This window comes from Mesorhizobium sp. M0676 (assembly GCF_040320535.1).
Lineage (GTDB): Bacteria > Pseudomonadota > Alphaproteobacteria > Rhizobiales > Rhizobiaceae > Mesorhizobium.
Genome location: NZ_JAMYPU010000003.1, coordinates 68419 through 91017 on the forward strand (window position 1 = coordinate 68419; position 22599 = coordinate 91017).

Annotated in this window: 21 protein-coding genes; 12 read left to right on the forward strand and 9 right to left on the reverse strand. The window is 63.6% G+C overall.

Translation table 11 applies throughout. The features are described 5' to 3' along the window. The first annotated feature begins 61 nt into the window (after positions 1 to 61). Positions 62 to 1681, forward strand: a complete 1620-nt coding sequence (locus NKI35_RS04310; protein WP_023732476.1) for a trimethylamine methyltransferase family protein — start codon at positions 62 to 64, stop codon at positions 1679 to 1681. Between the two features lie 17 nt (positions 1682 to 1698). Here NKI35_RS04310 and NKI35_RS04315 read toward each other — a convergent pair whose 3' ends face one another. The 3 genes from NKI35_RS04315 to NKI35_RS04325 all read right to left on the reverse strand — a co-directional run bounded on the left by NKI35_RS04315 (position 1699) and on the right by NKI35_RS04325 (position 5791). Then, a complete protein-coding gene (locus NKI35_RS04315) occupies positions 1699 to 2097 on the reverse strand; it encodes a hypothetical protein (RefSeq protein ID WP_023725813.1) in 399 nt (132 codons plus the stop codon). Between the two features lie 74 nt (positions 2098 to 2171). Continuing rightward, a complete protein-coding gene (locus NKI35_RS04320) occupies positions 2172 to 3653 on the reverse strand; it encodes a flavin monoamine oxidase family protein (RefSeq protein ID WP_023682062.1) in 1482 nt (493 codons plus the stop codon). Between the two features lie 332 nt (positions 3654 to 3985). Further along, entirely contained in the window at positions 3986 to 5791 is a 1806-nt protein-coding gene (locus NKI35_RS04325) for an IlvD/Edd family dehydratase (RefSeq protein ID WP_352738737.1), read from the reverse strand. A gap of 143 nt (positions 5792 to 5934) precedes the next feature. Between NKI35_RS04325 and NKI35_RS04330 the strand changes: the two genes are divergently transcribed. Beyond that, positions 5935 to 6393 (forward strand): SRPBCC family protein, encoded by a 459-nt coding sequence (locus tag NKI35_RS04330; RefSeq protein ID WP_352738739.1) that lies wholly within the window; start codon positions 5935 to 5937, stop codon positions 6391 to 6393. Between the two features lie 160 nt (positions 6394 to 6553). Here NKI35_RS04330 and NKI35_RS04335 read toward each other — a convergent pair whose 3' ends face one another. From NKI35_RS04335 to NKI35_RS04345, 3 genes are all read right to left on the reverse strand, one after another. Continuing rightward, the gene (locus tag NKI35_RS04335; protein WP_027049316.1) at positions 6554 to 7744 is read right to left on the reverse strand and encodes an Mrp/NBP35 family ATP-binding protein; all 1191 of its coding nucleotides are present in this window, start codon (positions 7742 to 7744) and stop codon (positions 6554 to 6556) included. 77 nt (positions 7745 to 7821) lie between these two features. Beyond that, positions 7822 to 8826, reverse strand: coding sequence for an inorganic phosphate transporter (locus NKI35_RS04340; protein ID WP_352738741.1), 1005 nt, complete (start codon positions 8824 to 8826; stop codon positions 7822 to 7824). Between the two features lie 3 nt (positions 8827 to 8829). Continuing rightward, on the reverse strand, positions 8830 to 9471 hold the full coding sequence (locus NKI35_RS04345; protein ID WP_023673429.1) for a DUF47 domain-containing protein: 642 nt from the start codon (positions 9469 to 9471) through the stop codon (positions 8830 to 8832). Between the two features lie 158 nt (positions 9472 to 9629). Here NKI35_RS04345 and NKI35_RS04350 point away from each other — a divergent pair, with 158 nt between their 5' ends. From NKI35_RS04350 to NKI35_RS04395, 10 genes are all read left to right on the forward strand, one after another. Beyond that, complete coding sequence (locus NKI35_RS04350; protein ID WP_023688790.1) at positions 9630 to 10529, forward strand: LysR family transcriptional regulator; 900 nt, start codon at positions 9630 to 9632, stop codon at positions 10527 to 10529. A gap of 192 nt (positions 10530 to 10721) precedes the next feature. Beyond that, positions 10722 to 11201: a formate dehydrogenase subunit gamma gene (locus tag NKI35_RS04355; RefSeq protein WP_023738147.1), complete on the forward strand. Its 480-nt coding sequence runs from the start codon at positions 10722 to 10724 to the stop codon at positions 11199 to 11201. Next, positions 11198 to 12754, forward strand: coding sequence for a formate dehydrogenase beta subunit (locus tag NKI35_RS04360; protein WP_023703520.1), 1557 nt, complete (start codon positions 11198 to 11200; stop codon positions 12752 to 12754). Before NKI35_RS04355 ends, NKI35_RS04360 begins: the two co-directional genes overlap by 4 nt. Before the next feature lie 10 nt (positions 12755 to 12764). Beyond that, positions 12765 to 15677, forward strand: a complete 2913-nt coding sequence (fdhF, locus tag NKI35_RS04365; protein ID WP_352738744.1) for a formate dehydrogenase subunit alpha — start codon at positions 12765 to 12767, stop codon at positions 15675 to 15677. A 388-nt stretch (positions 15678 to 16065) separates the two neighbouring features. After that, complete coding sequence (gene fdhD, locus NKI35_RS04370) at positions 16066 to 16896, forward strand: formate dehydrogenase accessory sulfurtransferase FdhD (protein WP_352738747.1); 831 nt, start codon at positions 16066 to 16068, stop codon at positions 16894 to 16896. Continuing rightward, positions 16886 to 17200 carry a formate dehydrogenase subunit delta gene (locus NKI35_RS04375; protein WP_023688796.1) on the forward strand — a complete coding sequence of 105 codons (315 nt, stop codon included), beginning with the start codon at positions 16886 to 16888 and terminating at the stop codon, positions 17198 to 17200. The genes fdhD and NKI35_RS04375 overlap by 11 nt, the downstream gene beginning before the upstream one ends. Before the next feature lie 134 nt (positions 17201 to 17334). Beyond that, positions 17335 to 18888, forward strand: a complete 1554-nt coding sequence (locus NKI35_RS04380) for an alpha/beta fold hydrolase (RefSeq protein ID WP_352673658.1) — start codon at positions 17335 to 17337, stop codon at positions 18886 to 18888. Positions 18889 to 18998: 110 nt separating this feature from the next. Further along, positions 18999 to 19478 (forward strand): carboxymuconolactone decarboxylase family protein, encoded by a 480-nt coding sequence (locus NKI35_RS04385; RefSeq protein ID WP_023688798.1) that lies wholly within the window; start codon positions 18999 to 19001, stop codon positions 19476 to 19478. Between the two features lie 76 nt (positions 19479 to 19554). After that, entirely contained in the window at positions 19555 to 19917 is a 363-nt protein-coding gene (locus NKI35_RS04390) for a nuclear transport factor 2 family protein (protein ID WP_023688799.1), read from the forward strand. A gap of 55 nt (positions 19918 to 19972) precedes the next feature. Continuing rightward, complete coding sequence (locus NKI35_RS04395; protein ID WP_352738749.1) at positions 19973 to 20287, forward strand: hypothetical protein; 315 nt, start codon at positions 19973 to 19975, stop codon at positions 20285 to 20287. A 28-nt stretch (positions 20288 to 20315) separates the two neighbouring features. Here NKI35_RS04395 and NKI35_RS04400 read toward each other — a convergent pair whose 3' ends face one another. The 3 genes from NKI35_RS04400 to NKI35_RS04410 all read right to left on the reverse strand — a co-directional run bounded on the left by NKI35_RS04400 (position 20316) and on the right by NKI35_RS04410 (position 22597). Next, a complete protein-coding gene (locus tag NKI35_RS04400) occupies positions 20316 to 20699 on the reverse strand; it encodes a hypothetical protein (protein WP_352738751.1) in 384 nt (127 codons plus the stop codon). Then, positions 20690 to 21016: a hypothetical protein gene (locus tag NKI35_RS04405; protein ID WP_352738754.1), complete on the reverse strand. Its 327-nt coding sequence runs from the start codon at positions 21014 to 21016 to the stop codon at positions 20690 to 20692. The genes NKI35_RS04400 and NKI35_RS04405 overlap by 10 nt, the downstream gene beginning before the upstream one ends. 153 nt (positions 21017 to 21169) lie before the next feature. Then, positions 21170 to 22597: a gamma-aminobutyraldehyde dehydrogenase gene (locus NKI35_RS04410; protein WP_023831166.1), complete on the reverse strand. Its 1428-nt coding sequence runs from the start codon at positions 22595 to 22597 to the stop codon at positions 21170 to 21172. Positions 22598 to 22599 lie beyond the last annotated feature (2 nt).

Here is a 22599-nt window from a genome sequence, read left to right on the forward strand (position 1 = left end):
AAGCCGACGGTGGACCAATCACCGCGCCGTGTTTCGCAAGCTAAAGGTGGAGTGTCCCCCCATGTCAGTGGCTGTTGAGCAGCAGGATGCGGCTCTTAAGGATGCGGCTCCTAAAGATACATCAGCCGACCAGCGTTCGCGACGATCCGGCGGGCGCGAAGCGCGCCGCGCCATGCGCGCCGCACCGCTTGCCGACGATATCCGGCCGGTGCGCGCCGGCCTCGAAGGCGGCAGCTACGGGCCGCTCAACCAGAACGACCAGGAGCGCATCCATGAAGCGGTGCTGACGCTGCTGGAGACCGTCGGCTTCGCCAATGCCATTCCCTCCTGCATCGAGGCGCTGACCGGGGTCGGCGCCGTCTATGGCGATGACGGCCGCGTCCGTTTCCCACGCGGGCTTGTGATGGACACGATCAGACGAGCCGCGCGGAATTTTACGCTGCACGGCCAGGACCCCAGGCATGACATGCTGATCCAGGGCAAGCGCGTGCATTACGGCACGGCGGGTGCGGCGGTGCATCTGGTCGATGTCGAAAAGCGCGAATACCGCGAGTCGCTGGTGCAGGACATTTACGACGCCGCCCGCCTCGTCGAAGGGCTCGACAACATCCATTTCTTCCAGCGGCCGATGGTGCCGCGCGACATTCCCGATCCGCTCGAAATGGACTTCAACACGCTCTACGCCTGCGTGATGGGGACGTCGAAGCATGTCGGCACCTCCTTCACGGTGCGCGAGAACGTGCAGCCGGCGCTGGACATGCTTTATGCGATCGCCGGCGGCGAGGAGAATTTCCGCGCCCGGCCGTTCGTGTCGAACTCCAACTGCTTCGTCGTACCGCCGATGAAGTTTGCCGAGGACGCCTGCGGCGTGCTCGAAGCCTGCGTCGAAGGCGGCATTCCGATCCTGCTTCTATCGGCCGGCCAGGCCGGCGCCACCGCTCCGGCGGCAATTGCCGGCGCTGTGGTGCAAGCGGTGGCCGAAGTGCTGGTCGGCCTCATCTACGTCAACGCCATCAAGCCCGGGCATCCGGCGATCTTCGGCACCTGGCCGTTCGTCTCCGACCTCAGGACCGGCGCCATGTCGGGCGGCTCGGCCGAGCAGGCAGTGTTGACTTCGGCCTGTGCGCAGATGGCGCAGTTCTACGATCTGCCGGGCGGTTCGGCCGCCGGCATGACGGATTCGAAACTGCCCGACATCCAGTCCGGCTATGAAAAGGGCATCACCGATGTGATGGCCGGTCTTGCCGGCCTCAATCTGGTCTATGAATCGGCGGGTATGCATGCCTCGCTGCTCGGCTTTTGCCTGGAGAGCCTGATCATTGACAATGACATGCTGGGCCACTGCCTGCGCTGCGTGCGCGGCATCGAAGTGACCGACGAAGCGCTGTCGATCGACACCATCACCGAAGTCTGCATGAATGGCCCAGGCCACTATCTCGGCAACGAGCAGACGCTGCGCCTGATGCAGACGGAGTATTTCTATCCTGCCGTCGGCGACCGCTTTTCGCCCAAGGAATGGAACGAGAAGGGCCGGCCCGACATCTTGCAGCGGGCGATCATCGAAAAGAAGCGCGTGCTTGCCGAGCGCTTCCCGCGCCATGTGCCGAAGCTGCTCGACGACAAATTGCGCGCCCGCTTCGGCGAGATGATCAAGCTGCCACGCAGCGGCATGGGCGGGTAAGCTTCACCTTACGTAGGTCAGTCCGCACTTAACCCAAAGCGCTCGACCACTTCGGCGCTGATCAGCTTGCCATGCAGCGCCATCAACACGATCTGGGCATCCAGGCTGTCGCCGGTTTCAAGCGCAGCCTCGATGCGGCGCTCAGCGTCCAGCCGCCGCTCCGGCCCATTGGCCTGCTCGAAGGTTTGTGGGCCCGCGATGCAATAGCCAAACAGCTGCGCCACGGACCGGTAGGCGTCCGGCGGCGGCTCGTCCGGCCAATAATCCTTCATCAAATTGACGATGGTGAGCTTTACCCCCTCAGGGACAAGCGCCGGATGCAGATCGGCGCCGCGCAGCGCGGTGTCGAGTTCCCGCAAATCGCCGGAGCGACCGAACATGCCGAGGAAACCGATTGAAGAGCGCCGTTTAGTCACGTTGATACTTTCCGTCCGATAGCCGACCACTCATATGGGAATGTAGGATCGTTTTTCATCGCCCTTGCGGAGTCTCAGGCAAGCCAGGCGTCGAGCCCGAATTCCCGCTGCAACAGGTCTTCCGCACTTTCCAGCGCGCCCTCGATCCAGCCGTGATTGTTGGACCACGCTTCGCCACAGACATGAATGCCCGGAGCAAGCGTATGGCTCGCCAGTTTTATACCGGAGATATCTATGCCACGGTCCCAGACATGCGACGCGCCGCCATAGGCCGGCGCACCCCAATCCTGCGCAAACCCGCCGATGGGTTTCGAGATGGCGCCGTGTTTGCCATGGACTTCGACCATCTGGCCGTGAAAGGCCTCCAGCGCGGAATGTCCCTCGGCCAAAACCGCAAAACCGTGGCGCCGAGCGAGCTCAGGCAGCAGTGAGCGCCAGAATACCATGTGCCTGCCATCGCAATAGGCCATGGCGACGCTCCGCCGAATCGTCGCGTCGCGCGCGTCCGCTTTTGTGAACTGCCATATCTGGCGAGCCGGCAGATCGGTCACGCTGTGGCCGGCCGCGATGCCGTTTCGAGCCCACCATGGGCTGGCATAGCAGGCGGCCAGCGTGAGCATCGGCCAGGGTTCCGGTGCCGGCAGATCGCTGGGCTGCTCGATGCCGGACTTTTCCAGCAGGGTCCGCAGGGGGCGGACCGGTAACGCCAGCACGACCTTGCGCGCCTCGACCGTCCCGCCCTGCCCCTCGACAGACAAGACCATCCCTTGCGCCGAGCGGGCGATGGCGGTCACGGTGTGATCGAGATGGACGGCGCCGCCGCTGACAGCGATCCGCCCGGCCATTCGCTCCGCAACCGGCTGGAACCCACCATCGGGGGAACAATAGGAGCGGCCGCCGCTCAGCTCGCCGAGCGCAAGCCTGAACGTCTCGGCGGCGTTGGGTCCGCGCAGGAGCAACGAATAGCCCACCGCGTCCTCGGCAAAAGCCATTTCCTCCGGGGTCAAGACCGTCGCCAGCACATCCCAAGTCGCCCAATCCGCCAGCTTGCGGCCGCGATAAACGAAGCCTGCGGCGCCGTTCCATTCGGCGCTGCCGAAGGCCTCCGAACCCGGCAGGATCAGTGCTGCCGCCTTTCGCAGCAGGCGGGACGGGCCTTTTTCCTGCAGCCGACGCGTCACGTCATAGGCAAACAGGCGGCGCGGCGCAAAGCGCGATATAGCGGCGTAGGGCAGGCTCCTACCGCGCAGATGGAGCCGGTTGGCGCCGGTGACGACGTCCATACCCGACAGCTTTACATCCAGCGTCGCCATGAGTTTTTTGAGCAGCCGATGTTGCGGCATCAGCATCATCGCGCCGAGATCGATGCCGAAGTTCGGCTCTCCGGGAAATGAGACCGTGGAGGCCCGACCGCCGACGCGACCGGCGGATTCGAAAACTGCGATCCTTGCGGGCTTTTCACTTTGGGACAAGCGCCACGCCAGGAAGAGACCGGCCATGCCCGCGCCGACAATAGCAATGTCGACCGGGGCAATGTCAATCGGGCTAGGCGGCAAGGATACGCCCGTGGCGGAAAACCATCATCATGGACGACGCTCTGGACCCCTCTTGATTTCGTGTCAAAAAACCCGAAACTGACGAGGACTGCAATGTCATACTGACAGGTGGGATCAGTTGGCGTGCGAGCAGTGATCTAAAACGGGCAACGGGTCCTATGAAGAAACAGTATCACACACCAGTCATCCGCAAGGCAGGACGACTCTCCGGCATCACAGCCATCGCCGCTTCGTCCGGCCCGCCTCCACCCTGAGGCCGCCATCCAAACAAGCTTACGCCAAGGCTTTCATGCCGGCCCGATCAGGCCGGCATTTTCATATCAAGCGGGTGCTCAGTGGTTGTCCCTCGGCACGCCGCTGGTGTGCGCGACGTCCTGGTATTTCACCGCCGGCTTCAGCACCATGCCCTCCGAGAACTGGTCGACCATGGAGCGCTGGATCTCCTGCCATGGCGTCTGATGCTTGGGATAATGATAGCCGCCATCGACCTGCAGTTCGGCACGGCGGCGCGTGATTTCCTCGTCGGAAACGAGGATGTTGGCAGTGCCTTTGCGTAAGTCGATGCGCACACGGTCGCCGGTCTTGAGCAGCGCCAGGCCGCCGCCAATGGCGGCCTCCGGCGAAGCGTTAAGGATAGAGGGCGAGCCGGATGTGCCCGACTGGCGGCCATCGCCGATGCAGGCCAGCGCGTGAATGCCCTTCTTGATGAGATAGGCCGGCGGCTGCATGTTGACGACCTCGGCGCCGCCGGGATAGCCGATCGGGCCGGCGCCGCGCATGAACAGGATGGTGTGCTCGTCGATGCCTTGCGCCGGATCGTCGATGCGGGCGTGGTAGTCCTCCGGCCCGTCAAAGACCATGGCGTTGCCTTCAAAGGCTTCCGGGTCGTTCGGGTTGGAGAGATAGCGTTCGCGGAATTCCGGCGAGATGCCGCTCATCTTCATGATGGCGGAATCGAACAGATTGCCGCTGAGATTGATGAAGCCGGCATTGGCCTTCAGCGGCTCGGCAACAGTGCGGATGACATCGGTATTCTCGTTGGCGACCCCCTTGCAATTGTCGCCGATCGATTTCCCGTTGACGGTCATGGCTTCGGGATAGGGCAGCAGCTTGGCCTTCATCAGTTCGGCAACCACAGCCGGCACACCGCCGGCATGATGATAGTCCTCGCCGAGATATTCGCCAGATGGCTGCAGATTGACGATGAGCGGCACATGGAGGCCGACCGTCTGCCAGTCGTCATTGGTGAGCGGCACGCCGAGATGGCGGGCAATCGCGTTGAGGTGGATCGGCGCATTGGTCGAGCCGCCAATCGCCGAATTGACGACAATGGCGTTCTCGAAGGCCTTGCGCGTCATGATGTCGGACGGCTTCAGATCCTCATGCACCATCTCGACGATGCGCTTGCCCGTCTCATAGGAGATCTGGCCGCGCTCGCGATAGGGCGCCGGGATGGCAGCCGAGCCCGGCAATTGCATGCCGAGCGCCTCGGCCAGCGAGTTCATCGTGGTGGCGGTGCCCATGGTGTTGCAATAGCCGGTCGACGGCGCCGATGAGGCGACGATGTCCATGAACTCGTCATAGTCGATCTCGCCGGCCGAGAGGCGCTGGCGCGACTCCCAGACGATGGTGCCCGATCCCGTGCGCTTGCCCTTGTGCCAGCCATTGAGCATCGGTCCGACCGAAAGTGCTATGGCCGGAATATTGACGGTGGCCGCCGCCATCAGCAGCGCCGGCGTGGTTTTGTCGCAGCCGATGGTCAGCACGACGCCGTCGAGCGGATAGCCGTAAAGCACTTCGACCAGGCCGAGATAGGCAAGGTTGCGGTCGAGTGCCGCGGTCGGGCGCTTGCCGGTCTCCTGGATCGGATGGCACGGGAATTCGAAGGTGATGCCGCCCATCGAGACGATGCCTTCGCGCACGCGCTTGGCGAGCTCGATATGGTGGCGGTTGCATGGCGACAGATCCGAGCCGGTCTGGGCGATGCCGATCAGCGGCTTGCCCGACATTAGCTCGGCCCGCGTCAGGCCGTAGTTCAGGTAGCGCTCGAGGTAAAGCGCGGTCATGCCTGGATTGTCGGGATTGTCGAACCACTCCTGCGAGCGAAACTTCTTCTTTCCGGTGGGGGCGCCTGCCATCATGGTCTCCGTATTTGTAAGACAAATCGATATGGCAACGCGCGGAAGCAGGCAAGAGGGCGCACCGTCGCAACCGGACTTTGGTGCGATAGACACAGACCAGACCGTGCGTTAGGCCTTCGAAGTCTGTCCGGGAGGTATCGATGGCTTTGGTGATCGAAGGCGAGGAACGCATTGCCGCCCCCCTGCAGAAAGTGTGGGAAGCGCTGAACGATCCGAAGGTTTTGCAGGCGACCATTCCCGGCTGCCAGAACCTGGAGATGAAATCGCCGACCGAAATGGCAGCGACGGTGGTCCTGAAGATCGGACCGATCAGGGCGACATTCAACGGCGAGGTGACGCTGAAGAACCTGAAGCCGCCGCACTCCTACACCATCCAGGGCGAGGGCAAGGGCGGTATTGCCGGCTTCGCCAAGGGTGGCGCCGACGTGACGCTGACGGCGGACGGGCCGGATGCGACGGTCCTCAAATACGCGGCCAAAGCCGAAGTCGGCGGCAAGATCGCCCAACTCGGCAGCCGGCTCATCGAATCGACTTCGAAGAAGCTGGCCGGGCAGTTTTTTTCAAGCTTTGGCGAGAAGGTGGGCTCCCCTCCCCCTTGAGGGGAGGGTGCCTCGTGAAGCGAGGCGGGTGGGGTCGCCTCAACTGCCTCAACGTAAGTTGAGCTGCCTCGACTTGTAAAGAAATAGCGTCGAGCGTGTCACCGCGGACCCCACCCGGCCCTTCGGGCCACCCTCCCCTCAAGGGGAAGGGATATCCGAGCTACTCGAACACGATGTTCGGCACCGCCGCTTCGGCCGCGCCGCGTTCTTCGTTGACCCGGTCCCAGACCTTCGAAGCAATGCCGCGATAGATCTTCGCCTCGGCGCTGTCTGGCTTCGACGCTACCACCGGAGCACCTTCATCAGAACTTTCGCGAATGCCCATTTCCAGCGGCACTTCGCCGAGGAAGGTCACGCCGAGTCGCTCGGCCTCGCGCCGCGCCCCGCCATGGCCAAAGATGTCGTAGCGCTTGCCGGTATCGGGGGCTATGAAATAGCTCATGTTCTCGACGATGCCGAGCAGCGGCACGTCGACCTTCTTGAACATATTCAATCCTTTGCGGGCGTCGATCAGCGCCAGGTCCTGCGGGGTCGAGACGATGACGGCGCCGGCCAGCGGCACCTGCTGGGCCATGGTCAGCTGCGCGTCGCCGGTGCCGGGCGGCATGTCGACGACGAGCACGTCGAGGCGGCCCCATTCGACCTCGCGCAGCATCTGCGTCAGCGCCGACATCACCATCGGACCGCGCCAGATCATCGGCGTCTCCTCGTCGACGAGGAAGCCCATCGACATCACCTTAAGGCCGTAATTCTCCATCGGTTTCAGGATCTTGCCGTCGACGGTCTGCGGCCGGCCATGGATGTTGAGCAGCCTGGGCATGGACGGGCCATAAATATCGGCATCGAGCACGCCGACACGCAAACCGTTGGCGGCGAGGCCAAGCGCGATGTTGACAGCGGTGGTCGACTTGCCGACGCCGCCCTTGCCGGACGCCACCGCGATGATCGCCTCGATTCCGGGCACGCCGCGCTTGCCCGAGCTTTGCGAGGCCGGGGCGTGCGGGGCTGGGGAGTGTGGAGCTGGGCGCGGCGCGGCGGGCGCGGCCGTCGGTGCCGGCCTGGGCGCCGGGCGCGACGCAACCGGAGCCTCCATGCCGCCGCCCTTCTTCTCCGCCGTCAGCGCGACGACGGCGCCGGCGACACCAGGGATCGCCTTGACGACACGCTCGGCTGCGGCGCGCAGCGGCTCCATCTCCTGTGCGCGGGCGGCGGGAACGGTGATCGAGAAAAACACTTTCGAATCGGCGATGAAAATCTCCGAAACCATGCCGAGGTCGACGATGTTGCCGGTGAAGTCCGGCCCGTTGACCGTCTTCAGACGCTCGGTGACGATTTCCTTGGTGACGGACATGCATTGTTCCCTAAGGCGTTTGGCTGCGGCTCAGATAGTGCAGATTGGCAGCGACTCCAAGCACCACGGTGTCCGCCTCACCTTGCCAGGCCAACCGCAAGGTAGGTGAGCGCCGAAATTGCAGCCGTGGCCGGCAAGGTGACGATCCAGGCGATGACGATGTTGCCGGCAATGCCCCAGCGCACGGCCGAGACGCGACGGGCAGCGCCGACACCGATGATGGCCCCGGTGATCGTATGGGTGGTCGACACGGGAACGCCAAGCCAGGTGGCGGCAAACAGGGTGATGGCGCCGCCGGTCTCGGCGCAGAAGCCCTGCATCGGGTTCAACCGGGTGATCTTCGAGCCCATCGTGTGGACGATGCGCCAGCCGCCGAACAAAGTGCCGAACGCCAGTGCTGTCTGACAGGTGAGGACGACCCACAGCGGCACGTAGAACGTCCCGCCGAGCATGCCTTGCGAATAGAGCAGCACGGCGATGATGCCCATGGTTTTCTGGGCGTCGTTGCCGCCGTGCCCTAGCGAATAAAGCGAGGCCGAAAAGAACTGCATGACGCGGAAAGTGCTGTCGACGGCGAACGGTGTCTGGCGCACGAACAGCCAGGAAACGGCCAGGATGAGGACCAGCGCCAGAACAAACCCTGTCGCCGGCGACACGACGATTGCGGCGACCGTCTTGCCAAGCCCGGTCCAGACGATGGCGCCGGGCCCAGCCTTTGCAACGCCGGCGCCGACAAGCCCGCCGATCAGGGCATGCGAACTGCTGGACGGGATGCCGGCAATCCAGGTGACGATGTTCCAGACGATAGCGCCGACGAGCGCCGAGAAGATCACCGCCGGCGTGACGATGCTGACGTCGACGATACCTTTTCCCACGGTTTCAGCCACGTGAAGGCCGAAGAACATGAAGGCGATGAAATTGAAGAAAGCCGCCCACAGGACCGCATATTGCGGTCTCAGCACGCGGGTGGAGACGATGGTGGCGATGGAGTTCGCTGCATCGTGCAGGCCGTTGAGAAAATCGAAAAACAGCGCGACGGCGACAAGGCCGATCAGCACGGGAAAGGCGATGGTGGCTTCCATTGCCTAAACGTTCTCGATGACGATGCCGCTGATCTCGTTGGCGACGTCCTCAAAGCGGTCGACCACCTTCTCCAGCTGGCCGTAGATCTCCGAGCCGATCAGGTAGGCCATCGGATCGCTGCGGCCATGCCGCTTGAACAGGTCCTTCAATCCCTGCTCATGCAGATCGTCGGCGCGGCTTTCGACGCGCATCACCTCTTCGGCGATGGCGTTGAGGCGTACCGTGTGCGTGCCGACCTTGCTGAGCAGCGGGATCGCTTCGGCAACCAGCCTGGAGGCGGCAACGATGACGCCGCCCATCTCCTGCATCAGCGGGTCGAATTCCTTCTTTTCGAACAGCTTCACCGTCTTGACGGTCTTGTGCATCATGTCGATGGCGTCATCCATTGACTGGATCAGGTCCTTGATGTCGCCGCGATCGAAAGGCGTGATGAAGGAACGCCGCACCGCCAGCAGGACTTCGGCCGTGATATGATCGGCCTCGTCCTCGAGATCGATGATTTTCTGGCACCAGCGATCGATGTCCTTGCCCTGCAGAAGCTGCTCCAGCGCCTCGGCGCCGCCGACCACGGTGCGGGAATGCCGTTCAAAGAGGTCGAAGAAGCGATCTTCGCGCGGCAAAAGCTTGCGGAACCAGCCCAGCATGTCCGATCTCCTCGTATTCCATCCAACCACATAGCGCCGTGTTCGGCCGGGGGAAACAGCCAGCCGGCCCAAAGATGTGGATGCATGGCCAATTGCGGGTAGAGCTTGCGGCGAAAGGCAATTTCCCCGACCTTGCGCGCAACGAACGGACGGATGGCATGATCGACAAGCTCGAATTCTTCATCGCGCTGGCCAAGGAGGAGCATTTCGGCCGGGCGGCGGAAGCGTGCGGCGTCACGCAGCCGACCTTGTCGGCCGGGATCAAGCAGCTGGAGGGCCAGCTCGGCGTCATGCTGGTCAATCGCGGTTCGCGCTTTCAGGGGCTGACGCCGGAAGGCAAGCAGGTGCTGGTGTGGGCGCGTCGCATCGTCGGCGATTCCAGGACCATGCGCGAAGAGATGCGGGCGGCGCGACATGGCCTGTCCGGGCGTATCCGTATTGCCGCCATCCCAACCGCCCTCGCCATGGTGGCGCGGCTGACGACGCCATTTCGCGAGAAGCACCCGGGCGTCACCTTCTCTATCCTGTCGCGCACCTCGATCGAGGTGTTGTCGCTGCTCGGCAATTTCGACGTCGATGCCGGCATCACCTATCTCGACAACGAGCCTCTCGGACGGGTGACGAGCGTGCCGCTCTATGACGAGCGCTACCAGCTGATCACGGCGGTCGGAAATCCTTATTCGGATCGCGACAAAGTGACATGGGCCGAAATCAGCCAGCTGCCGCTCTGCCTGTTGACGCCGGACATGCAGAACCGCCGCATCATCGACCAGCATCTGGCCGAGGCCGGCGTGCAGGTGCGGCCGACACTGGAATCCAACTCGATGATCGTGCTGTTCTCCCACATACGGACAGGCAAATGGTCGTCGATCATGCCGCTCAACCTGGCGGAAACATTCGGTTTTTCCGAGCCGATCCGGGCCATTCCGATCGTCGAACCGGATGCCAGCCACACTGTCGGGCTGGTCGCCGCGCCGCGCGAACCGCACACGCCGCTGGTGCAGGCGCTGCTGGACGAGGCGATGGCGCTGGCAGACGATTTCCGCGCCAATCGCTGAGCTAGTCATAACTGGTCAACCGGCGCGATAGAAATTTTCTATCGTGCAACGAAACCGCTTTATTGATTTCAGAGGTTTTCTCTGATTTCTTAAGCACTTAGCGATTAAGCGGCGTAGGCATGTCGTTGTTCCAAAACCGCTTCATGCTTTGGACGATATATGCATCGATCGCTACGATAGGGAGGGCGCTGCGTGACGATGCAGCCAGCAAGTACCGAGATACAGTCGCGCACGGCGGCGATCATCCAGGAGTTGAAGGGCCTCGAAGGCCCGCTGCTGCCGATCCTGCACGAGATCCAGGAAGAATTTGGCCACGTGCCGCAGGACGCCGTGCCCGTCATCGCCGATGGGCTGAACCTGTCGAGGGCCGAGGTGCACGGCGTTGTGACCTTCTATCATGATTTCCGTGCCCGGCCGGCCGGCCGGCACGTGCTCAAGCTCTGCCAGGCGGAAGCCTGCCAGTCGATGGGTTCCGATGCGATCGCCGCAAAGGTCAAGCAGTTGCTCGGCATCGATTTCCATGAGACCACCCGCGACGGATCGGTTACACTTGAGCCTGTCTATTGCCTCGGGCTGTGCGCCTGTTCACCGTCGGCGATGCTGGATGGTGAGGTGATCGGGCGGCTCGATGACGAGAAGATCGAAGAGATCGTCGCGGAGGTACGCTCATGATCCCGCGCATCTACATTCCAGGTGACTCCGGCGCGCTGGCGCTCGGCGCCGAAAAAGTCGCCAAGGCTGTTCGTGCGGAACTGGCCGAACGGGGTGTCGAGGCCAAGATCGTCCGCAACGGCTCGCGCGGCGCCTATTTCCTCGAACCGATGGTCGAGGTCGCGACCGAAAAGGGCCGCGTCGCTTACGGGCCGGTCAAGCCCTCAGACGTCAAGAGCCTGTTCGACAGCGGCTTTCTGACCGGCGGGCATCACAAGCGCTGGCTGGGCGCGCCCGACAAAATCCCGTTCCTCGCCAAGCAGACGCGCCTGACCTTCGCGCGTTGCGGCATCAACGACCCGCTATCGCTCGACGCCTACAAGTCACTGGGCGGGCTGAGGGGCCTGCAGAACGCGGTGGCCATGGCGCCGCTCGACATCGTCAAACAGGTCACGGAATCGGGCTTGCGCGGCCGCGGCGGCGCCGGCTTCCCGACCGGCATCAAGTGGAAGACGGTGCTCGATACGACATCCGACCGCAAATACATTGTCTGCAATGCCGACGAGGGCGACAGCGCCACCTTTGCCGACCGCATGATCATGGAGGGCGACCCCTTCGTGCTCATCGAAGGCATGACGATTGCCGGCATCGCCACCGGCGCGACCAAGGGGTTCGTCTATATCCGCTCGGAATATCCGCATGCGGTGGCTGTCATGAACAAGGCTGTCGAGGTCGCCCGCAAGGCAGGCGTGCTCGGCGTCAGCGTGCTGGGTTCGCCCAACGCCTTCGACATGGAAATCCGCGTCGGCGCCGGCGCCTATGTCTGCGGCGAGGAAACTTCGCTGCTGAACAGCCTTGAAGGCAAGCGCGGCGTGGTCCGAGCCAAGCCACCGCTGCCGGCAATCCAGGGTCTGTTCGGCAAGCCGACGGTGATCAACAACGTCATCAGCCTAGCCTCCGTGCCCATCATCATGGACAAGGGTGCTGCCTTCTACAAGGATTTCGGCATGGGCCGCTCGCGCGGCACGATCCCGATACAGATCGCCGGCAACGTCAAGTTCGGTGGCCTGTTCGAGGCGGCGTTCGGCATGACGCTGGGCGAGATCGTCGACGATATCGGCGGCGGTACGGCCACAGGTCGCCCGGTGAAGGCGGTGCAGGTCGGCGGCCCGCTCGGCGCCTATTTCCCGCGCGGCCTGTTCGACACGCCGTTCGACTACGAAGAGTTCGCGAAGCGCGACGGGCTGATCGGCCATGCCGGCATCACCGTGTTCGACGACACGGCCGACATGCTGAAGCAGGCGCGCTTTGCCATGGAGTTCTGCGCCATCGAAAGCTGCGGCAAGTGCACGCCCTGCCGCATCGGCTCGATACGCGGGGTGGAGACCATCGACCGGCTTGCCGCCGGCATCGAGCCGGAGAAGAACCTGGCACTGGTCACCGATCTCTGCAACACGATGAAGTTCGGATCGCTCTGCGCGCTGGGCGGCTTCACGCCCTACCCGGTGATGAGCTCGATCACCCATTTCCCCGAAGATTTCAAGCCCGCGCCGGCGCGCGTGGCTGCTGAATAGGAGCTGGCAGATGAATATCAAGGCCGACTTCCCGACACTCATCGAAGAACTCGATTACGGAACCCCGGAATCGAAGGCGCAAAAGCAGGTTACGCTGATCGTCGACGGCCGCAGCATCAGCGTGCCGGAGGGTACGTCGATCATGCGCGCGGCGATGGAAGGCGGGGTCGAGATCCCAAAACTCTGCGCTACCGACATGCTGGACTCGTTCGGCTCCTGCCGCGTCTGCCTGGTCGAGATCGACGGGCGCGGCGGCACGCCGGCATCCTGCACGACGCCCGTCGGCGAAGGCATGGTGGTGCGCACGCAATCCGAGCGGCTCGACGCCATCCGCCGCGGTGTCATGGAGCTTTACGTCTCCGACCACCCGACCGGCTGGAACGAGAAGGCCGGCACCGGCGCAAGCGAGTTCGACGTTGTGGCGAAATCGGTCGGCCTGACCGAGAACCGCTTCGGCATCGAGGGCCGCAACCACGTCAAGCAGGAAAACGGCGTCGCGCCCGGCCATGGCTCGCTGGCGGTCGACTACATCGCCCGCGACGAGTCCAACCCATATTTCACCTATGATCCGGCGCAATGTATCGTCTGCTCGCGCTGCGTGCGGGCCTGCGAGGAGGTGCAGGGCACCTTCGCGCTGACGATCGAGGGCCGCGGTTTCGAATCGCGCATGGTCGCCGGCATGCACGAGGATTTCATCGCCTCCGAATGCGTATCCTGCGGCGCCTGCGTGCAGGCCTGTCCGACCGATGCGCTGCGTGAAAAGACCGTGCTTGAGAAGGGCATGCCCGAGCGCTCCGCCGTCACCACCTGCGCCTATTGCGGCGTCGGCTGCTCGTTCAAGGCCGAAGTGAAGGACGACGAAGTCATTCGCATGATGCCCTATAAGGACGGCAAGGCGAACCACGGCCACTCCTGCGTGAAGGGCCGTTTCGCCTATGGATATGCCACCCACAAGGACCGCATCCTGTCGCCTATGATCCGGGAAAAGGTCAGCGATCCCTGGCGCGAGGTGAGCTGGGAAGAGGCCATCGCCCATACGGCCAAGGAATTCCGCCGTATCCAGTATCAATACGGCCGCACCTCGATCGGCGGTATCACGTCCTCGCGCTGCACGAATGAAGAGACCTATCTCGTCCAGAAGCTGGTGCGCCAAGGCTTCCGCAACAACAATGTCGACACTTGCGCGCGCGTCTGCCACTCGCCGACCGGCTACGGCCTCGGCCAGACCTATGGCACCTCGGCCGGCACGCAGGATTTCGATTCCGTCGACTTCACCGATGTCGCCGTCATCATCGGCGCCAATCCGGCTTCCGCGCACCCGGTGTTCGCCTCGCGGCTGAAAAAGCGGCTGCGTCAGGGCGCCAAGCTGATCGTGCTCGATCCGCGCCGCACCGAAATGGTCAAGTCGGCGCATATCGAGGCCGACTATCACCTGCCGCTGAAGCCCGGCACCAACGTGGCGGTGCTGACGGCGCTGGCGCATGTCATCATCACCGAAGGGCTTTTCGACGAAGCCTTCATCCGCGATCGCTGCGACTGGGCGGAGTTCCAGGATTGGGCTTCTTTCGTCGCCTTGCCGGAAAACAGCCCCGAAATCGTGGGCAAGCTGTCCGGCGTCGATCCTGAACTGATCCGAGGTGCTGCACGGCTCTATGCCAAGGGCGGCAATGGCGCGATCTATTACGGCCTCGGCGTCACCGAACACAGCCAGGGTTCTACCACGGTTATGGCTATCGCCAACCTTGCCATGGCGACCGGCAATATCGGCCGTCCCGGCGTCGGCGTGAACCCGCTGCGCGGCCAGAACAACGTGCAGGGTTCCTGCGACATGGGCTCGTTCCCGCATGAACTGCCGGGCTACCGCCACATCTCCGGCGAGGCGGTGCGCGACATCTATGAGACGTTGTGGGGGGTGAAGCTCGACGACGAACCGGGCCTGCGCATCCCCAACATGCTGGATGCCGCCGTCGACGGCTCCTTCAAGGGCATCTACATCCAGGGCGAGGACATCCTGCAGTCGGACCCTGATACCAAGCATGTCGCGGCCGGCCTGGCGGCGATGGAATGCGTCGTCGTGCACGACCTGTTCCTCAACGAGACAGCGAACTACGCGCATGTCTTCCTGCCGGGCTCGACCTTCCTGGAAAAGGACGGCACCTTCACCAATGCCGAGCGCCGCATCAACATGGTGCGCAAGGTGCTGGAGCCGAAGGCGCGCTATGCCGACTGGGAAGCGACACAGGAGCTTGCCCGCGCGATCGGGCTGGATTGGAACTACCAGCATCCCTCCGAAATCATGGACGAGATCGCCAAAACGACGCCGAGCTTCGCCGGTGTCTCCTTCGATCTGCTCGACCGTGTCGGATCGGTGCAATGGCCCTGCAACGAGAAGGCGCCGCTCGGCACGCCGATCATGCATATCGACGGCTTCGTGCGCGGCAAGGGCAAGTTCATCCGCACAGAATATGTGGCGACCGACGAGCGGACCGGGCCGCGTTTCCCGTTGCTGCTGACCACCGGCCGCATCCTCAGCCAGTACAATGTCGGTGCACAGACAAGGCGCACCGAAAACGTCATGTGGCACTCGGAGGACCGGCTGGAGATCCATCCGCACGATGCGGAGAACCGCGGCCTGCGCGATGGCGACTGGGTGCGGCTGACCAGCCGTTCGGGCGAGACGACGCTGCGTGCGCTGATCACCGACCGGGTGTCGCCGGGTGTGGTCTACACGACCTTCCACCATCCCGACACGCAGGCCAACGTCATCACCACCGACTTCTCCGACTGGGCGACCAACTGCCCGGAGTACAAGGTGACCGCGGTGCAGGTCGGCGCCTCCAACGGGCCTTCGGACTGGCAGCGCGATTATAACGAGCAGGCCGAGCAGAGCCGCCGCATCGCTCCGCTACAGGCGGCGGAGTAGTCTTGCCACGGCGTTCGACAATGAGAGCTTCAATCTTGACGGTTGGTCGACCCCCACTCCGTCGAGCTTTGCTCGACACCTCTCCCCCGATCGACGGGGGAGAGGAAGGACGCGAGCTTATGCCGCCTGGCGCCTTTCCTCTCCCTCCGGAGGGGGGAGAGGTGGCGTCGCGAAGCGGCGACGGAGTGGGGGAAGCCGGCCCCGCAACACGCAGCCGTCGAAAGTCGCGCACAACCCAAAGAGCAGGCAAACCGGCCTATCTGGCGAGCAGTCGACCCCCACTCCGTCAAGCTTCGCTTGACACCTCTCCCCCAATCGACGGGGGAGAGGAAAGGCGCGAGCCTCCACAGCTACTGCTAAGGACGAACAGGGCAGAGGGGCGCGCCTCGTGACCCGAAAACGCCAAGCCACCACCCAAATCTCTCGCCTTGCCCACCGCGCCAGCGGCACTGCGGCGGCCAACCGCATGGTGCCGGAGGAGACGCCGGTGGCGTTCTCCTTTGCCGGCACCACACATGCGGTGATGATGGCGAGCCCGGCCGATTTCGAGGATTTCGCGCTCGGCTTTTCGCTGACCGAAGGCATCATCGCGTTGCCCAGCGAAATCGAAGCGATTGAGGTCGAGGACCATGGCGCCGGCATCGACATCCAGATTCGGTTGAAAGACCAGGCCAACACCCGCTTCGAGGCGCGACGCAGGCGCTTGGCCGGGCCGGTTGGCTGTGGGCTGTGCGGCATAGAATCCATCGAGGAAGCGATGCGCTCGGTCGACAAGGTTGGTGCGTCAAAACCTACGCTTGAAGCCGATGACATCACCCGCTCGGTGAAACTTCTATCAAAGGTGCAGCCACTGCATTCGGAAACCGGCGCAGTTCATGCAGCGGGCTTCTACATCCCCGGCAAGGGCATCGTCATGGCGCGCGAGGATGTCGGCCGCCACAATGCGCTGGACAAGCTGGCCGGCGCGCTGGCCAAGGCCGGCATTGACGGTGCATCCGGCGCGGTGGTGGTGACATCACGCGTCTCAGTGGAGATGGTGCAGAAAACGGCGGCGATCGGCTCCGCCTTCATCATCGCCGTGTCGGCGCCGACAGCCCTTGCCATCCGCACCGCGGAAGAGGCCGGCATGACGATGGTGGCGCTGGTGCGCGGCGACGATTTCGATGTTTTCACCCACCCGGAACGGGTGGTCTTGGGAGTTGCCCAGCATGTCGCATGACGAAGAACACATCACGAGCACCGGGGAAAAGCTGGTGCGCATGGCGAACCAGATCGCCGCCTTCTTCCATTCAAGGCCCCGCGAGGAAGGTGTGGCGGGCGTGGCCGAGCACATCAACAAGTTCTGGGAGCCCAGGATGCGCCGGCAGTTCTTCGAGATGCTGGACAGCGGCGGCGAAGGTTTTGACGAACTCGTCGTCGTGGCCTCGGCCAGGATCAAGCGGCCGAAGACCGAGGAGCAGGCCGATGTGAGCATCGGCTACGTCCAACCCACGGGTGCAGAGAGCGCCGCTCCCCAGAAATAGCCTCCCCCAGAAATGGCGGGCGAACACGGTTCGCCGCGGGCTATATTCCTGTCTTCTAAAGTTTGGCTGCCGCATCCGCCGGGCGTCTGCTATGGTCGGCGATTAGAAATCGTCTGGCCGGACGGGATAGCAACGTGAGGCCGATCGAGACGCGATATGCCCTCAGCGGCGACGTGCGGATCGCCTATCAGGTGGTCGGCCAGGGATCGTTCGACCTGGTTTTCGTGCCCGGCTTCATCTCCAATCTCGACCTGCATTGGGAAGACGAGGGCTACGCCAGGCTCTTGAAACGGCTCTCGGCGTTCTCGCGGCTGATCCTGTTCGACAAGCGCGGCACCGGCCTGTCCGACCGCGTCGACCCACGCCACCTGCCCAGCCTCGAAACCCGCATGGACGATGTGCGCGCGGTGATGGATGCCACCGGCAGCGGCCGCGCGGCCTTGCTCGGCGCTTCGGAAGGTGCGCCGATGGCAATGTTGTTTGCCGCCACCTATCCGGAACGGACACGAGCGCTGGCGCTCTATGGCGGTTATGCGCATTTCCACAAATGGGTGATGTCGCCGGAGCGCCTCGAGGCCTTCATCGCGACGGCCGGCACGGAATGGGGCACGGGCGCCACACTGCCCAACTTCGCTCCCGGCCGGGTAGATGATGCGCATTTCACCCAGTGGTGGGCCCGCTTCGAGCGGCTGTCGGCCAGTCCGACGGCAGCGGCAGCCCTTGCCCGGATGAATGCCGGAATCGATGTGCGCGGCGTGCTTTCGGCGATCGGCGCACCGACCCTGCTCATCCATCGCCGCAACGACGCGCGGGTGGACCCCGGAGCCAGCCGCTTTCTGGCGAAAAACATCTCGAATGCGCGACTGGTCGAGGTCCCCGGGCGCGACCACCCGATCTGGACCGGCGATGTCGACCGGGTGGCCGACCTGATCGAGGAATTCCTGACCGGCGAGCGTGCCGTGGCCGAAGCGGAGCGCGTGCTTGCCGCTCTTCTGGCGACACGCATCTACGACACGGCGCGGGTTGGCGACCGCATGTGGAGCGAGCGCAGCGAGCGCTTCCAGGAGAGCTGGCGGCAGCTGGTCGGCCGTCATGGCGGACGCGTTGCCGGCATCCATGGCGAATTGATGATCTCGCGCTTCGACGGGCCGGCGCGGGCCATACGCTGCGCGGCGGCACTGCGCGATGCGGCGCAACATATGGGCATTGCAAGCGCCCAGGGCGCCCATGTCGGCGAGGTCGAAATGCGCGGGCCGCCGGTGGGGCTGATGGCACGGGTGACGATGCAGATCGCCGCCCATGCCGGGCGCGGCGACATTCTGGCCTCGCGGCTGGCGGCCGATCTGGCGGCGGGCTCCGGCCTGTATTTCATCGATGCCGGGCGTGTCACGGTGGATGAGCTGGACGACCCGCTGGCGCTGGTCCAGGCGACGTCGGAACAGCACCTGGAGCCGGCCTGCCGCCCCAAGGCGAAACCCGCCGAGCCGGCTCAACTGACGGCGCGCGAAAGCGAGGTGGTGATCCTGATCGCCGACGGCAAGAGCAATGCCGCGATCGCCGCCGAGCTGAGGCTCAGCGAGCATACGGTCAAGCGTCATGTCGCCAACATATTGCTGAAGCTCGATTTGCCGTCACGGGCCGCGGCAGCGGCATTTTCCGCCAGGCAGGCTGGCCCGGACGGGCCATAGGGACCATGGCGCTTTCGGGCGAAGCGGCCAGGTGGGGTCGAGGCGTACCAATTCTCTCCATGCAGGCCAGGCGGATGTCGCCGGGAAAGGCACTGCGGATGGAGGATGCAATGCTGAAGTCAAACAGGTCGATCAAATCGCTGGTGATAGCGGCAGGCGTTGGCGCGCTGTTCACGATCGCTCCCGCCAGGGCCGAGGATGCCTCGGCGGCCGCCGCCTACAAGGACATCGAGGCGACGCTCGGCTCAGTGCCGGACATGTTCAAGACGCTGCCCGATGTCGCGGTTGCCGGCGCCTGGGCCGAGATCAAGGGTGTGCAGCTCAACCCCAAGACCGCGCTCGACGGCAAGACCAAGGAACTGCTGGGGCTGGCCGTCGCCTCGCAGATCCCCTGCCAGTACTGCATCTATTTCCACACCGAGGCCGCCAAGCTCAATGGCGCGACCGATGAGGAGATCAAGGAGGCGATCGCGATGGCGGCCATCGTGCGCCACTGGTCGACGATGCTCAACGGCAGCCAGGTCGATTTCGCGACCTTCAAACAACAGACCGACGGCGTGTTCGCAGCCGTCAAAGCCAAGTCGCAGTGAAAGAAAATGCCGGGCGGTGCGCCGGGCATTGCTTGTGATCATTCAACCGCCCGATCAACGGGCCATGGAGGAGAAGATGCTGACCAAGACGCAGAGCGTGGACGGCGCGGCGATCAAGAAAGCGATCGAAGGACGGGACGGCAGGATGCTCGCTAGCTTCTATGCCGACGACGCACTGGTGCGGGTGATCGACCGCAACAATCCGCCGAGCAAGCCGCGCGAGATCCGCGGCCGGGCGGCGATCAGCACCTTCTGGGACGACATCTGCAGCCGGGCGATGACCCACAAGGTCGACACCACCATCGCCGATGGCGACAATCTCGCCTTCACCCAGGCCTGCGCCTATCCGGACGGAACGAAAGTGTTCTGCGCGGCGATGCTGGAGCTGAAGAATGGGCGGATTGCACGACAGACCGTCGTGCAGGCCTGGGACGAGTAGTTCCACCGCGGAAAGATCAACCGCGGTTTGGGCCGCAAAACTGGAGGAGACAAAAATGTTCAGCGCCAGATGGCAGATCGACGCCAAGTTCGGGCACAAGCAGACCGTGCTCGACCTGTTGAAGAAATGGGAACGCGAGATCGGCTCTCAGGTCGGCATTGCCGATCTCGAGTTCCAGATCATGACCGGTTCGGTCGGAGCTCGGGAAGCGACGGTCGAATCGCATCAGCAGGTCGAAAGCCTTGCCCAGCTGGAGGGATTCTTCGCCAGGATCGGCAAGATCGACGCGCACGCCAAATGGGGCAAGGAGATGGAGCCCTACGTCGTTTCAGGCACCAGCCTTTGGAACATCTACCGCATCGTGGAGTAGCCATGGCAGGTGCAGCAGTTTTCGGCCATCAGTTGCGGCGGCCGAAACTCGTCCGCTGCCCGGAAAACCGCCCTTCCCTGGCCGATCCGGCAGCCGCGACACGTGCCGGCTGATTGGGCAATGTGGCCTGCTTGGCCAGGGCCGCCGCTATCAAGGCGTCGGCCTGGCGCGCGCGCTGGTCCGCGCCGGCATCTCCGGCAGGGTTGCCCGCCACGGAGGTCGACATCCGCCGGCGGGGTTTGAAAGCAAGATAGAGAAGCAACGCGCCGAGCAGTCCAGCGCCAATGACGATCGTCAAACGCGTGCCGGTCATGCCGGTGCGTTCGATCTGGGTGGGGTTGGCGGGGTTCTGGACGACGGTGAGCTTGTCGCCGACCTGCGGTTCGCGGGCACCGTTCTTGTTCAGCTCCATCCCATCGTGGCCTCGACGGCGTCGGCGCCGGTGCCGACGCGCAAGGTGCCGGTGAATTTCTGGGTCACCTTCCACTCTTTGTCAGCATGAACCGTCTTGAACGCATCCACCAGTTCGCACGGGATCGTGGCGGTGCTGACGGTCTTGTAGACAATCTTGTGGGCGGTCGATTCCATGTCGCATTCGACATTGACCGCGAGGATTTCAGCAGGCGCCTCGGGCCAGCCGCTCTTCTTGATCATGTCCTTGCCGCCGAACACAGCGATCAGCAGACAGAAGCCGCCAATGAGTACCAGCTTGATCTTGGTCGTGTTCATGCGCAAACCCCTCGCCGCGCGGTTTCCCGGCAAGAGGCTGCTCGTTCAGGTTGAATATTCAGTAAATCGTGAACTCCCGCCGTACCGCAAAAGTAACTCTCGCTTAATGTACAGAAAACGGGTTGGCGAATATTTTAGAGATAGTGGCGGCCTCTACCCATGCGCCACCATCACATGACGAACGGCGGTATAATCCTCCAGCGCATAGAGAGACATGTCCTTGCCATAGCCAGACTGCTTCAGCCCGCCATGCGGCATCTCGTTGGTCAGCATGAAATGGGTGTTGATCCAGGTGCAGCCATATTGCAGACGGGCGGCCGTCGCCATGGCGCGCGAGACGTTCTTGGTCCACACCGAGGATGCCAGGCCGTAGTCGCTGTCATTGGCCCAGTTCACAGCTTCATCGACCTCGGAGAAGCGGGTGATGGAAACGACCGGGCCGAACACTTCGCGGCGCACGATCTCGTCTTCCTGCAGCGCGCCGGCAACCACCGTCGGCTGGTAGTAGAAGCCGGAGCCTGCGCCCGGCTTGCCGCCGGTGGTGATCTCGATGTGCTTCAGTTCCGAAGCGCGCTCGACGAAGCTCGACACGCGATCGCGCTGGCGGCGCGAGATCAGCGGCCCGATCTCGTTTTCGGTGTCATCGGGCTGGTTGTATTTGATGGTCGAGACGGCAGATGAGAGATCGGCGACGAGCTTGTCGTAGATCTTCTTGCCGGCATAGATGCGGCAGGCGGCTGTACAATCCTGCCCGGCATTGTAGTAGCCGAAAGCGCGCAGGCCGTTGACCACGGCGCCGAGGTCGGCGTCGTCGAAAACGATGACCGGCGCCTTGCCGCCGAGTTCCAGATGCGTGCGCTTGACCGACTTGGCGGCGGCCTGCAGCACCTTCTTGCCCGTGGCGACGTCGCCGGTGATCGAAATCATGTTGACCTTGGCGTGATTAATCAGCGTGTTGCCAACGCTGTCGCCGCGGCCGAGCACGACATTGACGACGCCCTCGGGCAGAACCTCGGCCAGGATCCTGGCCAGCTTCAGCGCCGTCAGCGGCGTCTGCTCCGACGGCTTGAAGACGACGGTGTTGCCGCCGGCAATGGCCGGCGCCAGCTTCCAGGCCATCATCATCAGTGGATAGTTCCACGGCGCGATGGAAGCGACAATGCCGATCGGATCGCGCCGCACCATCGAGGTGTGGCCGGGAATGTATTCGCCGGCGACCACGCCCGGCATCGAACGCACAGCGCCGGCAAAGAAACGATAGCAGTCGACGATCGCCGGGATCTCGTCATTGAGCACGGCGTTGATCGGCTTGCCGCAATTCAGCGCCTCGAGCGCCGCGAACTCCCGCGCGTTGGCCTCGATGCGGTCGGCGATCTTGAGGAGATAGCCGGAGCGCTGCGCCGGCGTTGTGCGTGACCACAAAACGAATGCTCGCCCGGCGGCAGTAACAGCCGCCTCGATCTGCGCCTGGCTTGCTTCAGGCAGGTTGAGAATGGTCGCCCCGGTCTTTGGATTCAGAATCGGCTCCTCGGTCTCGGTGCCGTTCTCGAACTTCGAGCCGATCAGCATCTGGGTGTCCATGC

Coding starts and splice junctions, on each gene's coding strand:
- NKI35_RS04310 (WP_023732476.1), top strand. CDS start 62: ATGTCAGTGGCTGTTGAGCAGCAGGATGCGGCTCTTAAGGATGCGGCT.
- NKI35_RS04325 (WP_352738737.1), bottom strand. CDS start 5,791: ATGGCAGGCGCCCCCACCGGAAAGAAGAAGTTTCGCTCGCAGGAGTGG.
- NKI35_RS04330 (WP_352738739.1), top strand. CDS start 5,935: ATGGCTTTGGTGATCGAAGGCGAGGAACGCATTGCCGCCCCCCTGCAG.
- NKI35_RS04335 (WP_027049316.1), bottom strand. CDS start 7,744: ATGTCCGTCACCAAGGAAATCGTCACCGAGCGTCTGAAGACGGTCAAC.
- NKI35_RS04340 (WP_352738741.1), bottom strand. CDS start 8,826: ATGGAAGCCACCATCGCCTTTCCCGTGCTGATCGGCCTTGTCGCCGTC.
- NKI35_RS04345 (WP_023673429.1), bottom strand. CDS start 9,471: ATGCTGGGCTGGTTCCGCAAGCTTTTGCCGCGCGAAGATCGCTTCTTC.
- NKI35_RS04350 (WP_023688790.1), top strand. CDS start 9,630: ATGATCGACAAGCTCGAATTCTTCATCGCGCTGGCCAAGGAGGAGCAT.
- NKI35_RS04360 (WP_023703520.1), top strand. CDS start 11,198: ATGATCCCGCGCATCTACATTCCAGGTGACTCCGGCGCGCTGGCGCTC.
- fdhF (WP_352738744.1), top strand. CDS start 12,765: ATGAATATCAAGGCCGACTTCCCGACACTCATCGAAGAACTCGATTAC.
- NKI35_RS04375 (WP_023688796.1), top strand. CDS start 16,886: ATGTCGCATGACGAAGAACACATCACGAGCACCGGGGAAAAGCTGGTG.
- NKI35_RS04385 (WP_023688798.1), top strand. CDS start 18,999: ATGCTGAAGTCAAACAGGTCGATCAAATCGCTGGTGATAGCGGCAGGC.
- NKI35_RS04390 (WP_023688799.1), top strand. CDS start 19,555: ATGCTGACCAAGACGCAGAGCGTGGACGGCGCGGCGATCAAGAAAGCG.
- NKI35_RS04395 (WP_352738749.1), top strand. CDS start 19,973: ATGTTCAGCGCCAGATGGCAGATCGACGCCAAGTTCGGGCACAAGCAG.
- NKI35_RS04400 (WP_352738751.1), bottom strand. CDS start 20,699: ATGGAGCTGAACAAGAACGGTGCCCGCGAACCGCAGGTCGGCGACAAG.
- NKI35_RS04405 (WP_352738754.1), bottom strand. CDS start 21,016: ATGAACACGACCAAGATCAAGCTGGTACTCATTGGCGGCTTCTGTCTG.
- NKI35_RS04410 (WP_023831166.1), bottom strand. CDS start 22,597: ATGGACACCCAGATGCTGATCGGCTCGAAGTTCGAGAACGGCACCGAG.